Annotated in this window: 11 protein-coding genes, 1 tRNA gene and 1 pseudogene; 6 read left to right on the forward strand and 7 right to left on the reverse strand. The window is 51.6% G+C overall.

The annotated features are described in order from the left end of the window. Both mltD and gloB read right to left on the reverse strand, forming a co-directional pair. Entirely contained in the window at positions 1 to 1359 is a 1359-nt protein-coding gene (gene mltD / locus AL515_RS06100; RefSeq protein ID WP_048212543.1) for a murein transglycosylase D, read from the reverse strand. A gap of 71 nt (positions 1360 to 1430) precedes the next feature. After that, on the reverse strand, positions 1431 to 2186 hold the full coding sequence (gene gloB, locus AL515_RS06105) for a hydroxyacylglutathione hydrolase (protein ID WP_061067296.1): 756 nt from the start codon (positions 2184 to 2186) through the stop codon (positions 1431 to 1433). Between the two features lie 33 nt (positions 2187 to 2219). On the opposite strand from gloB, the gene AL515_RS06110 reads away from it, so the two are divergent. Further along, positions 2220 to 2942, forward strand: coding sequence for a class I SAM-dependent methyltransferase (locus tag AL515_RS06110; RefSeq protein WP_061067297.1), 723 nt, complete (start codon positions 2220 to 2222; stop codon positions 2940 to 2942). Here AL515_RS06110 and rnhA read toward each other — a convergent pair. Next, positions 2939 to 3517, reverse strand: a pseudogene (gene rnhA, locus AL515_RS06115) (ribonuclease HI). The gene AL515_RS06110 and the pseudogene rnhA overlap by 4 nt on opposite strands. On the opposite strand from rnhA, the gene dnaQ reads away from it, so the two are divergent. Further along, on the forward strand, positions 3471 to 4199 hold the full coding sequence (gene dnaQ / locus AL515_RS06120) for a DNA polymerase III subunit epsilon (RefSeq protein ID WP_075551413.1): 729 nt from the start codon (positions 3471 to 3473) through the stop codon (positions 4197 to 4199). The pseudogene rnhA and the gene dnaQ overlap by 47 nt on opposite strands. A 134-nt stretch (positions 4200 to 4333) precedes the next feature. After that, positions 4334 to 4410: transfer RNA gene (locus tag AL515_RS06125), tRNA-Asp, on the forward strand. 100 nt (positions 4411 to 4510) lie between these two features. Here AL515_RS06125 and AL515_RS06130 read toward each other — a convergent pair. The 3 genes from AL515_RS06130 to fadE form a co-directional block, all read right to left on the reverse strand. Further along, positions 4511 to 4921 carry a Spy/CpxP family protein refolding chaperone gene (locus AL515_RS06130; RefSeq protein ID WP_061067298.1) on the reverse strand — a complete coding sequence of 137 codons (411 nt, stop codon included), beginning with the start codon at positions 4919 to 4921 and terminating at the stop codon, positions 4511 to 4513. A 180-nt stretch (positions 4922 to 5101) separates the two neighbouring features. Continuing rightward, positions 5102 to 5869, reverse strand: coding sequence for an amidohydrolase (locus AL515_RS06135; RefSeq protein ID WP_048212537.1), 768 nt, complete (start codon positions 5867 to 5869; stop codon positions 5102 to 5104). 109 nt (positions 5870 to 5978) lie between these two features. Next, positions 5979 to 8423, reverse strand: coding sequence for an acyl-CoA dehydrogenase FadE (gene fadE / locus AL515_RS06140; protein WP_048212536.1), 2445 nt, complete (start codon positions 8421 to 8423; stop codon positions 5979 to 5981). A gap of 239 nt (positions 8424 to 8662) precedes the next feature. On the opposite strand from fadE, the gene lpcA reads away from it, so the two are divergent. Together lpcA and AL515_RS06150 are read left to right on the forward strand one after the other, a co-directional pair. Beyond that, positions 8663 to 9244, forward strand: a complete 582-nt coding sequence (lpcA, locus tag AL515_RS06145; protein ID WP_003031390.1) for a D-sedoheptulose 7-phosphate isomerase — start codon at positions 8663 to 8665, stop codon at positions 9242 to 9244. Positions 9245 to 9355: 111 nt separating this feature from the next. Continuing rightward, positions 9356 to 10123, forward strand: coding sequence for a class II glutamine amidotransferase (locus AL515_RS06150; protein WP_003031388.1), 768 nt, complete (start codon positions 9356 to 9358; stop codon positions 10121 to 10123). Here AL515_RS06150 and dpaA read toward each other — a convergent pair. Next, on the reverse strand, positions 10094 to 10834 hold the full coding sequence (dpaA, locus tag AL515_RS06155) for a peptidoglycan meso-diaminopimelic acid protein amidase (protein ID WP_003843847.1): 741 nt from the start codon (positions 10832 to 10834) through the stop codon (positions 10094 to 10096). The genes AL515_RS06150 and dpaA overlap by 30 nt on opposite strands. A 349-nt stretch (positions 10835 to 11183) precedes the next feature. Here dpaA and AL515_RS06160 point away from each other — a divergent pair, with 349 nt between their 5' ends. Next, on the forward strand, positions 11184 to 11945 hold the full coding sequence (locus tag AL515_RS06160; RefSeq protein ID WP_048212535.1) for a C40 family peptidase: 762 nt from the start codon (positions 11184 to 11186) through the stop codon (positions 11943 to 11945). Positions 11946 to 11949: the final 4 nt, after the last annotated feature.

Raw genomic sequence — 11949 nt, forward strand, 5'->3', positions numbered from 1 at the left:
TCAGGAGTCCGGCATGCCGTTGTTTTTCACAAACAACGTGAGCTGATCGCCTGGCTGCAGATTGTCCGTATCGTTGTTCCAGCGCATCACATCCTTGATGTTAACCCCGTGGCGTTTGGCAATGCTCGACAGCGAGTCGCCTTTACGCACACGATAGGTGATGCTATCGCTGTTATTAGCCAACCGCTGCGCGCTGGTACCCGCACCTACGGTCAGGCTTTGGCCCACTTTCAGCGATGATCCACGCAGATTATTCCACTGCTGCAGATCCTTCGTGCTCACGCCAAGACGTGCAGCGACGCCGGAAAGCGTATCGCCAGAGCGAACTTTGTAGCTACGGCTGTTCAGCGGCGTGTTATCCGCAACCAGCGTTGACTGTACGGCTGCAATTTCGCCGGAAGCCAAAGACTCACGCAGCTTCTCTGCATGCTTCTTTGGTACCATCACGTATTGCGGACCGCTGGCACCCAACGTGGAGCCTTTCACACCTGCATTGAAGGTCTTCAGCTTGCTGACGGAAATACCCGCCATATCGGCAACCTGAGCCATCTCAACCGGGCTACTCAGGCGAACACGTGCCAACGCGCGGCTTTCGTCTGTAGTTGGCAGACGCACGCCATAGCGTTTGCTGTTTTTGAGTATATCGCTCAATGCCAGCATTTTGGGCACGTATAGCTTCGTTTCCTGAGGCAATGGCAACGACCAGAAGTCAGTGGGTTTACCACGAGCTTTGTTCGTTTTGATTGCCTTCATGACACGACCTTCACCGCTATTATACGCGGCAACAGTCAGCAGCCAGTCGCCATCAAACATCTTGTTCAGACGCTGCATCATGTCCAGCGCGGCAGTGGTGGAAGCCACAATGTCGCGACGTGCATCATAATTGCGGGTCTGTTTTAAACCATAATTGCGCCCCGTGCTCGGAATGATCTGCCAAATACCTGCGGCATTGGCGCCAGACGTTGCGTGAGGATCAAAAGCGCTCTCCACTATGGGTAGTAGTACCAGTTCCATAGGCATGTTACGTTTCTTAACTTGCCCGGCTATCCAGTACATATACGGCTCTGCCCGTAAAGTTACATCGTGGAGATAGCTCTTATTGCGTAAATACTTCTGTTTTTGTTCGCGAATCCGGTTGTTTTCCGGAATTCCCATCTTTAGCTCGTCACCAATGAAAGCCCACAAATCCTGATCAGCAGCGATAGATGTTCCATCGTCCATCCATCGCGCCTGACTTGTAAACTTTCCTGCTTCCCCTTGACCAGCTGCAGAAAGGCTCTGTGCGTGCTGTTGGACGTTACCAGTATTCTGGCACCCAACAAGCAGGACAGAGGCGAGTAATATCGCTTTTGCCTTCATGTGTGTGTCAATAGTTGCTTAAAAGACGACCGATCATAACGGCGAAGTTTTCAAAAGGCAACCCGGAATTGTCAGAACGTATCTTTCTTTGACCTTAACCAGGCAAAACGCTCTTCAGGTTGTTGCAATATTGTTTCTTTGTTTATTTCGTTAATTAAATCAATATCTTCTGTTCTTAAAAAAAGATTATTTCGTCGCTCATTTTTCAGAATTACGGGTAGCGTCATTTGTTTTTTTACCCGTAACTCATTAACTTTACGATAATAATCATTAATAAACGAATCGTGCGGCAGAATGCTTAAGGCAAACTTCATGTTTGCTAATGTGTACTCATGGGCGCAGCAGATCAATGTATCATCAGGAAGCGCACTTAATTTATTAAGTGATTGATACATCTGTGAAGCTGTACCTTCAAATAGTCTGCCACAGCCGCCTGAAAAGAGCGTATCGCCACAAAATAGGTAAGGTTGGCTAAAGTAACAGATATGTCCTAAAGTGTGACCCGGCGTGGCAATTACTTTAAATTCATGCCCTAAAACGAGTGCAATATCGCCATCTTTGACTATATGGGTCGTTCCCTTATCTTGCGTTTCAGCCGGTCCGTAAACCACTAATTGTGGGAAATGTTGCAAAAGTTCTTTCACACCGCCAACGTGATCCTGATGGTGATGGGTGAGGAGAATGGCCTCTGGCACCCAGTGATATTCTGCAATGGCTTTCAAAACGGGAACGGCTTCGCCCGGATCAACAATCAGGCAACGATTTTCATTATTTGTCAGGACCCAGATGTAATTGTCCTGAAATGCGGGAATACTGTTAAGATTCATAAATTACCTCTCAATGCGTAACGGAAGGTTGTGATGAAACCGGCAAGGATCCCTCAAACTGTCGTAGCGCCCGTTAGCTGGGATGATATGCCCTGGGGCGAACACTATCGTGAGGCGCTGGAGTATCAGCTTAACCCGTGGTTCGCAAAAATGTACGGTTTTCATCTGCTTAAGATTGGCAATTTAAGCGCAGAAATCGATTCTGAAGCGTGCGCGGTTTCTCATCAGGTAAATGTTTCTTTGCAAGGTTCGCCCATGCAGGTCACAGCCGATCCTTTACACCTTCCTTTTGCCGATAAATCCGTGGATGTTTGCCTGTTGGCGCATACACTACCGTGGTGCGCCGATCCGCATCGCTTATTGCGTGAAGCCGACCGGGTACTGATTGATGATGGCTGGTTAATACTGAGCGGGTTTAACCCGGTTAGCCTGATGGGGTTGCGTAAGCTGGTGCCAGTGCTACGTAAAACACCGCCTTACAACAGCCGGATGTTTACCCTGACGCGCCAGTTGGATTGGCTCTCTTTGCTGAATTTTGAGGTGCTGCACTATAGCCGGTTCCACGTGCTGCCCTGGGCGAAGCAGGGCGGTAAAATGTTAAGTGCGCATATTCCGGCACTAGGCTGTTTGCAGTTGGTTGTCGCGCGCAAGCGAACAATTCCGCTTACGCTCAATCCGATGAAACAAAGTAAAAGTAAGGCACGCATCCGCCAGGCCGTTGGGGCAACCCGACAATACCGCAAGCCAGATGCTTAAGACTCTGCCTGATACCCAACATCATCCTGGGTGGGACTCATTGCCGCAGCACGAGCAAGCTCATCGCAGCGTTCGTTTTCCGGATGACCCGCGTGCCCTTTAACCCATTCCCATTTGATTTGGTGCGGCCCCAGCGCGGCATCCAGACGTTTCCACAGATCGACGTTCTTCACCGGTTTTTTATCTGCGGTTTTCCAGCCGCGCTTTTTCCAGTTGTGGATCCACTGCGTAATGCCCTGACGCACATACTGGCTGTCCGTGCTGAGTATCACTTCACACTGTTCTTTCAGGGCTTCCAGCGCAACGATTGCCGCCATCAGCTCCATGCGATTATTGGTAGTGAGGTTGTAGCCTTCGCTAAAGGTTTTTTCGCGCCCGCGATAGCGTAAAATCGCCCCGTAACCACCTGGCCCTGGATTTCCCAGGCATGAACCGTCGGTGAAAATTTCTACCTGTTTAAGCATCTCTGGTAGACTTCCTGTTTTAGCAAATCGAAATCAAACGATAAGTCTGACATAAATGACCGTTATGAGCACTGGAATTACACGACAGGTAGTCCTCGATACCGAAACCACCGGTATGAACCAGATTGGCGCCCACTACGAAGGCCACAAGATCATTGAGATCGGTGCGGTTGAAGTGGTGAACCGCCGCCTGACCGGAAATAACTTCCACGTTTACCTGAAGCCGGATCGGCTGGTGGACCCGGAAGCGTTTGGCGTACACGGAATCGCCGATGAATTCCTGCTTGATAAACCCACGTTCGCCGATGTTGCCGATGAGTTTCTCGACTATATCCGTGGCGCGGAGCTGGTTATCCATAACGCATCGTTTGATATCGGCTTTATGGATTACGAATTCGCGAAACTCCATCGCGATATCCCGAAGACGAACACCTTCTGTAAAGTGACCGATAGCCTGGCGTTGGCGAGGAAAATGTTTCCTGGCAAGCGTAACAGCCTTGATGCGTTATGCTCGCGCTATGAGATAGACAACAGCAAGCGTACCCTGCACGGCGCATTGCTCGATGCCCAGATTCTGGCCGACGTTTATCTGATGATGACCGGTGGGCAGACCACCATGGCGTTCTCAATGGAAGGTGACAGCCAGCAGCAGAATGATACGGGGATCCAGCGCATTGTGCGTCAGTCCAGTAAATTACGCGTTGTTTTCGCCACTGATGAAGAGCTGGCAGCCCATGAGTCGCGCCTTGACCTGGTACAGAAGAAGGGCGGAAGTTGCCTCTGGCGGGCCTAGTTCTGGTATTTACAGTACAGAAATGGTCATTCGGGTGATTTTTGCAGCAAACGATTAAAAAACGTGAGAAAAAGCGTTGACGAGGCGCGAGGCAATCCGTAATATTCGCTTCGTTCCCAAGCGGAACACAACGCGGAGTGGTAGTTCAGTTGGTTAGAATACCTGCCTGTCACGCAGGGGGTCGCGGGTTCGAGTCCCGTCCATTCCGCCACTATTCAGAAAGCCTGAATCAGAAATGATTCAGGCTTTCGTCGTTTTTACTGCCCAAAAAAATAAAAGCCTGCAACCATATGTTATTGCAGGCCTTGCTGTTACTCGCTCAGCGTCTGTGCGTTATCTTTTTGCACCTGCTGGCGCTGTTCTGGGGTCAGCACTTTGTTCAGGTCAAAGTAGTATTTCACGCGGTAATAACGCGCCTGTTGTTCGATGTTGCTGAACGCCGAAAGCTGTTTTTTGACGGCTGCTTCATCCCATTTCCCGGACTTGATGACGTCAATTAGCGCGCCGTCTTTAACGTCTTTCACTGAAATCTGACTGACATTGGTTTCAAGCTGCTGGTGCAGTTTTTTAATCTGCGCCACCTGGTCGTTGGTCAACTTAAGGTGTTGAACGACCGGATCCTGGGCCGGAGCCGGAACATTAGATGTGGTTGCTGCAAGCGAGCTAAAAGAAGCGCCAGCCACGGTAACTGCCAGCAAAGTCATGCGTACGAAGTTTTTCATTATTGAAATCCTGATAAGGGAATTATCGACATTGTCTGCCACTCGCTGGTGACGAGTGATTATCCCTTGCAGAATACGTTGCCCGATGCATGTCGCCACGCGAATTTGTTTTGCGGTTGGTTACGGAGTGAAACAATCCCGCCGTGGATACATGGTCCGTGGCGGGAGGGAAGGCAAACTCTACAGGATGAAAGCGTCAGCATCCTGCCAGGCGGGAAACTTCTCGCGATACTCGCGTAGCGCCGAGAGTGACAACTCAGCGTCAATACGTGTGGCCTGATGCGGCTCGGCGGTGGCAATAATCTCACCCTGCGGATTAATCACCCGGCTGTCACCGCGATAATGATGGCCGTTACCGTCAGTGCCCACGCGGTTACATCCTGCTACATAAGCCTGGTTCTCAATCGCCCGTGCGGTGAGCAGAATCTGCCAGTGCAGCGAGCGCGGTGCGGGCCAGTTGGCAACGTACAAGGCGAGGTCGTAGTCGTTGCGGTTACGCGACCACACCGGAAAACGCAAGTCATAACAGACCAACGGCAGAATGCGCCAACCACGCCATTCAAAGATGATGCGCTCTTCACCTGCCTGATAATGCTGATGCTCATCCGCCATACGGAACAGATGGCGTTTGTCATAGAGATGCACGGTGCCTTCGGGTTCAACCAGCAAAAAACGATTCACCGGCCCCCGTTCAGACTGTATCGCCGCGCTACCTGCTATCAGGGCATTCGTCTGCTGCGCTTTGCTACGCATCCAGCTTACAACTTCCTCTTGCGGCAACGATTTGTTTGCCGCTTCCATCGCAAATCCGCTGGTAAACATCTCGGGCAACACAATAACGTCACGCCCGGTGACGGTTTCCAGTTGGCGGTCGAAATGGCGCAGGTTGGCCGGGCCATCCATCCAGATCAGCGGTTGTTGCAGCAGCGTAATTTTTAAACCTGGCACGATCGAGGCTCCTCGTTGAACAGCATTTTGACACTGTAGCATGAGCCTTAACGAAAATGTGGCAATAAAAAGCCCCGCATTGAGCGGGGCTGAACGTTGTGCGTTAGCGTTATGCTGCTTCGACCTTACGCACCTTCTCTGGCAACTTTACCGGCTGAGTCGCCAGCGCCTCGGGTTCAAAGTCATCCACGTTAATGCTGCGCAGACGACTCGCCTCGGCTTTCACCAGAATTGCGGCTTCGTCTTTATCAATCAGCCCTTTGGCCAGCGCATTGTGCGCCAGTTCATCCAGGCGGGTAAACGGCAGGTTTTTACCCAGCTCTTTGCAGATCCGCTGGTGGATAGGGTCGGCTGCAATCACATCCAGCAGCGCCTCTTCCAGTAAGCCAACCGGGTTGTGTTCGCTTGGCGTCAGGTACTGACCGCGACCAAGACGAGAACGGGTGGCGCTTGGAACCTGCAAAATCTTCGCGACTTTATGATCCAGCTTGTCAGACGGTGCATGGTAGTGGCGACCGGTAGGGAAGATAACCACATTAAGCAAGCCTGCGACCAGACGGTTCGGGAAGTTTTTCAGCAGGTCGTCCATCGCCTGTTCCGCTTTGTACAACGCATCCTGAACGCCCCAGTGGACCAGCGGCAGGTCTGCTTCATTACGGCCTTCATCGTCATAACGCTTCAGCACCGCGGAGGCCAGATACAGCTGACTTAACACATCGCCCAGACGCGCGGAGATACGTTCACGGCGCTTCAGGCTACCGCCCAGTACGGCCATGGACACATCCGAAAGCAGTGCCAGGTTGGCGCTCAGACGGTTCAGGTGCTGGTAGTAACGTTTGGTCGCATCGCCAGTTGGCGTGCTGCTGGTTAAACCACGCGTCAGGCCAAGCCAGAAGCTACGCACTTTGTTACTGCCGACGTGACCAATGTGTTTGAACAGCAGTTTGTCGAAGGCATTCACATCGTTACTCTGCGCCGCCGCCATCTCTTCCAGAACATATGGATGGCAGCGAATCGCACCCTGACCGAAGATCATCATGCTACGGGTCAGAATGTTGGCACCTTCAACGGTAATAGCGATTGGCGCACCTTGATAAGCACGGGCGAGGAAGTTGCTTTCCCCAAGCATAATGCCTTTACCGCCAGTGATATCCATTGCATCGATGATTGACTGCTGCCCGCGGTGGGTACAGTGATACTTCACGATGGCCGACAGCACCGCCGGTTTTTCACCCAGCATAATACCGTAGGTTATCAGCGACGCCGCAGCGTCCATCACGTAGGCGTTACCCGCAATACGTGCCAACGGCTCTTCAATACCTTCCATCTTACCAATAGAGATTTTGAACTGGCGACGAATGTGCGCATACGCACCGGTGGCCATTGCGACCGATTTCACACCGCCCGTCGAGTTAGACGGCAGGGTAATACCGCGTCCTACGGACAGGCATTCCACCAGCATGCGCCAGCCCTGACCGGCCATTTTTGGGCCGCCGATAATGTAATCAATTGGAACAAAGACATCTTTGCCCAGCGTCGGGCCGTTCTGGAACGGCACGTTCAGCGGGAAGTGACGACGTCCAATTTGTACGCCTGGCGTTGAGGTTGGGATCAGCGCACAGGTAATGCCAAGATCTTCTTCGCCACCCAGCAGTTTTTCCGGGTCGGAGAGTTTAAATGCCAGACCCAGCACGGTAGCGATAGGCGCCAGCGTGATATAGCGTTTGTTCCAGGTCAGGCGCATACCCAGCACCTGCTGGCCCTGCCAGTCGCCCATACAAACCACGCCGGTATCAGGGATCGCGCCTGCGTCGGAACCCGCTTCCGGACTGGTCAGGGCAAAGCATGGGATCTCCTGACCACGTGCCAGACGCGGCAGGTAATGGTTCTTCTGCTCTTCGGTGCCGTAATGCTGCAGCAGTTCGCCTGGGCCTAATGAGTTAGGTACGCCAACGGTGATCGCCAGGATACCGGAAACGCCGGAGAGTTTCTGCAGAACGCGAGCCTGAGCATAGGCGGAGAATTCCAGCCCGCCGTACTCTTTCTTAATGATCATCGCGAAGAAGCGGTGTTCTTTCAGATACGCCCACAGTTCCGGCGGCAGATCCGCGAGTTCGTGAGTGATCTGGAAGTCGTTCGCCATGCGGCACGCTTCTTCCACCGGGCCATCAATAAACGCTTGTTCTTCAGCAGTCAGATGCGGCTGAGGATAGTTATGCAGTTTTTTCCAGTCTGGCTTGCCCTGGAACAGGTCGCCTTCCCACCAGGTCGTACCGGCATCAATCGCTTCTTTCTCGGTGCGTGACATCGGCGGCATGACTTTACGGAAACCGCGGAACACCGGCGCAGAGATCATGGATTTGCGCATCGGCGTAAAGTTAAACGGTACGAGGATAATGGCCAGAGGAACCAGCAGCCAGACTGACCACAGGCCAGCCACGCCAAGCGCGGCCGTCCAGGCGAGCAAAATTAAGCTGCTGAGGAATAAGCTCACGCGGTGATAAAACAGAACGCTGAGCAGAACAACCGTAGCGATAATACTCAAAATCATCATAACGAAAAGCTCCCTTGCTTGTAGGAGGTCTGACCACTTGTGATGATATGGTTGTAGTGGATGTGAATTCTTTTAGCAATGTGTTTACAAAATAATTACAACAAAGCTCACATTGTTGTTGTTTTAACCGGCACAAAAAATCAAAAGCGACAGCCATTCCTGTGGCTTGTACTTCTCGCTGGTAGCGCTATCCGGTACACTGCATCTTGTCATTTACATTCATGCTGAAGGATATCCTCATGTACCAGGATCTTATTCGTAACGAACTGAGCGAAGCGGCGGAAACGCTGGCTAATTTTCTTAAAGATGACGCCAATATTCACGCCATTCAACGCGCGGCGGTCCTGTTGGCAGACAGCTTCAAAGCCGGCGGTAAGGTACTTTCTTGCGGTAACGGCGGCTCCCATTGCGACGCGATGCACTTCGCCGAAGAGCTGACCGGACGCTATCGCGAAAACCGTCCGGGCTACCCGGCGATCGCTATCTCTGACGTCAGCCATATCTCCTGCGTCAGCAACGATTTCGGTTACGATTATGTATTCTCCCGCTACGTGGAAGCCGTGGGCCGCGAGGGCGATGTCCTGTTAGGCATCTCCACTTCGGGTAACTCCGGTAACGTGATTAAAGCGATTGCTGCGGCGCGTGAGAAGGGAATGAAAGTCATCACCCTGACCGGCAAAGATGGCGGTAAAATGGCCGGCAGTGCAGATATTGAAATTCGCGTGCCGCACTTTGGCTACGCTGACCGTATTCAGGAAATTCATATCAAAGTGATCCATATCCTGATCCAGTTGATCGAAAAAGAGATGGTTAAACCATAAGAAGACGATTGCCGGATGGTGGCTGAAGCCGTATCCGGCCTACATGAGCGCCACGTAGGCCTGATAAGCGCAGCGCCATCAGGCAATTCACGGTTTTAAGGTAGGTGATGTATGTGCGAACTGCTCGGGATGAGCGCCAATGTGCCAACCGATATCTGCTTTAGCTTCACCGGGCTGGTTCAGCGCGGCGGAGGTACCGGTCCGCACAAAGACGGCTGGGGTATTACGTTTTATGAAGGTAAGGGCTGCCGTACGTTTAAAGATCCGCAACCCAGCTTTAATTCGCCTATCGCCAAACTGGTACAAGACTATCCCATCAAATCCTGTTCTGTGATTGCCCATATTCGTCAGGCGAACCGTGGCGAAGTGGCATTGGAAAATACCCACCCCTTTACGCGAGAGCTGTGGGGACGTAACTGGACATACGCCCATAACGGCCAGCTCAGCGGCTATAAATCGCTGGAAACTGGTAATTTCCGTCCGGTCGGCGAAACCGACAGCGAAAAAGCGTTTTGCTGGCTGCTGCATAAACTGACCGAGCGTTATCCACGCACGCCTGGCAATATGACGGCAGTATTTAAATATATCGCGATGCTGGCAGGTGAACTGCGGGAGAAGGGCGTCTTCAACATGCTGCTATCTGACGGGCGTTATGTGATGGCCTTCTGTTCGACCAACCTGTTTTGGATCACGCGGCGTGCGCCATTTGGCGTAGCGACGTTGCTGGATCAGGATGTGGAAATCGATTTTAGCTCAGAGACCACACCCAATGATGTGGTCACCGTGATTGCCACACAGCCGTTAACCGGCAATGAAACCTGGCAAAAGATTATGCCAGGCGAGTGGGCATTATTTTGTCTCGGGGAGCGCGTAGTTTGATGCCAGCTGCGGCTGAACGACTTCGTGACTCAACGGCTTGCTGATAACATAACGGCCATCGACGACGGAAACAGTTGGTGGCTTACGCGTTTGTTCGAAGTAATCGTATCCCGGTTTTAGTTGCGACCAGAACTCTTTGTAATACGAGAACTTATGACGCTGCATGTTGGCGTCGGTCATACGGAACGGATAAATGCTGACCTGCACACTGGACTGCCCAAACACCAGCGCGCCGGTGACAAACTGGAAAATCTCATCAATGCCGTTATCGGTCATCGCGTAGCAGCCGACGGAAACGCAGGCACCGTGGATCATCAGGTATTTACCTTCATAACCGTGTGCGCGGTCGTAGGCGTTAGGGAAACCAATGTTAATCGCTTTGTAGAAGCGGCTATCCGGTTTCAGCTGTCCGCGCTGTACGCTGTAAAATCCTTCCGGACTTTTGAAATCACCCTGACGCTGTTTCGGCCCTAAGCCGCCGGAATAATTGCAGATCTTATAGCTGTCGAGCAATTGATACTGTTCGCCCATCTTGACGTACAGATCCAACGTTCGCTCTTCTTTGAAGATCTGAATATAGACAGGGGAGCCCATTAATTGCTGCTTATATTCTTTGCTGACAGGCGTGGTCGGGCTGCTGCTGCTCAGCAAACCGGCAAACGAAACGCACGGCAATAAAAGCATCGCAAGAAAAAATGCGATTTTACGCATACTGCTTATTCCTTGATAAAACGATTACACACGCCAGGACGGCAAAAAGAGTCCCCAAATCGGATAAATCTGGATCTGGAGCGCTCACATTATCACCCAGAGAGTTTTTCGCAAGTCTCTCGTGCTGCGTTTACACTTTAGATTTTCTTTATACGGAAAATTGTGCTTAAAGTCTGTCAGACACCGGCGTATTTTGCAGGTTAGCGAACGTCATTGAGTCTTTTTAGTGCAGAATTTCTAATGTATTGAATTTAAAAAATTAATAATTTAATAATCGAATATTAAAATGGAATACCCGGCAATAGCGGTAGACTGCGCCGAACGTGTTTGATTAGGTATTTTTGTTTTCATGTCTTTTGTCTCTGCACCCCGACGCTTTTTGCCGGGTCTGCTGTCTTTGTGTGTTGTGTTGTCATCACCGTCTGTCGCCAAAGTTCAGCCCCTCTTATCTGACGCCCATCTAAGCTATGCGGCGCAAATGCGCATGCGTAATCGTGCCCGGTTGCTGAAGCAATACCACGCGCAGGTAAAAAAGCAGGCAAGTTATGTGGTGGTAGGTAATGCGCAAAGTAAAAGCGCGCTGCGCCAGCAGAACAGGACGCTGATTAAACAGCACCCGGAGTGGTTCCCTGGGCCGCTGAAAGCGAGCGATCATCGCTGGCAGGAGCTGGCGGAGAATGATCATTTTCTCAGCAGCGACCATCTGCACAACATGACCGAAGTGGCAATCCACCGTCTTGAGCAGCAGTTAGGTAAACCCTATTTGTGGGGAGGGACCAGCCCGGATCAAGGCTTTGACTGCAGTGGGCTGATTTTTTATGCCTACAACAAAATCCTGGCGGCAAAATTGCCGCGTACGGCGAATGAAATGTATCACTACCGGCGGGCGACCATCGTCGCCAATCGCGACCTTCGTCGTGGTGATTTATTGTTCTTTCATATTCACAGCCGGGATATTGCCGATCATATGGGGGTCTACCTGGGACAGGGGCAATTTATTGAATCGCCGCGTACGGGAGAAACTATTCGGGTGAGTCATTTATCCGATGACTTCTGGCAGGATCATTATCTCGGCGCCCGTCGTATTCTGACGGAAAATACCATTCTGTAATCAA

The organism is Citrobacter sp. FDAARGOS_156 (assembly GCF_001559235.2).
Classification (GTDB): Bacteria; Pseudomonadota; Gammaproteobacteria; order Enterobacterales; family Enterobacteriaceae; genus Citrobacter; species Citrobacter youngae.

Excerpts from the sequence above, each read along its gene's own strand:
- mltD (WP_048212543.1), bottom strand. The coding sequence starts at position 1,359 with ATGAAGGCAAAAGCGATATTACTCGCCTCTGTCCTGCTTGTTGGGTGC.
- gloB (WP_061067296.1), bottom strand. The coding sequence starts at position 2,186 with ATGAATCTTAACAGTATTCCCGCATTTCAGGACAATTACATCTGGGTC.
- AL515_RS06110 (WP_061067297.1), top strand. The coding sequence starts at position 2,220 with ATGAAACCGGCAAGGATCCCTCAAACTGTCGTAGCGCCCGTTAGCTGG.
- dnaQ (WP_075551413.1), top strand. The coding sequence starts at position 3,471 with ATGAGCACTGGAATTACACGACAGGTAGTCCTCGATACCGAAACCACC.
- AL515_RS06130 (WP_061067298.1), bottom strand. The coding sequence starts at position 4,921 with ATGAAAAACTTCGTACGCATGACTTTGCTGGCAGTTACCGTGGCTGGC.
- fadE (WP_048212536.1), bottom strand. The coding sequence starts at position 8,423 with ATGATGATTTTGAGTATTATCGCTACGGTTGTTCTGCTCAGCGTTCTG.
- lpcA (WP_003031390.1), top strand. The coding sequence starts at position 8,663 with ATGTACCAGGATCTTATTCGTAACGAACTGAGCGAAGCGGCGGAAACG.
- AL515_RS06150 (WP_003031388.1), top strand. The coding sequence starts at position 9,356 with ATGTGCGAACTGCTCGGGATGAGCGCCAATGTGCCAACCGATATCTGC.
- dpaA (WP_003843847.1), bottom strand. The coding sequence starts at position 10,834 with ATGCGTAAAATCGCATTTTTTCTTGCGATGCTTTTATTGCCGTGCGTT.
- AL515_RS06160 (WP_048212535.1), top strand. The coding sequence starts at position 11,184 with ATGTCTTTTGTCTCTGCACCCCGACGCTTTTTGCCGGGTCTGCTGTCT.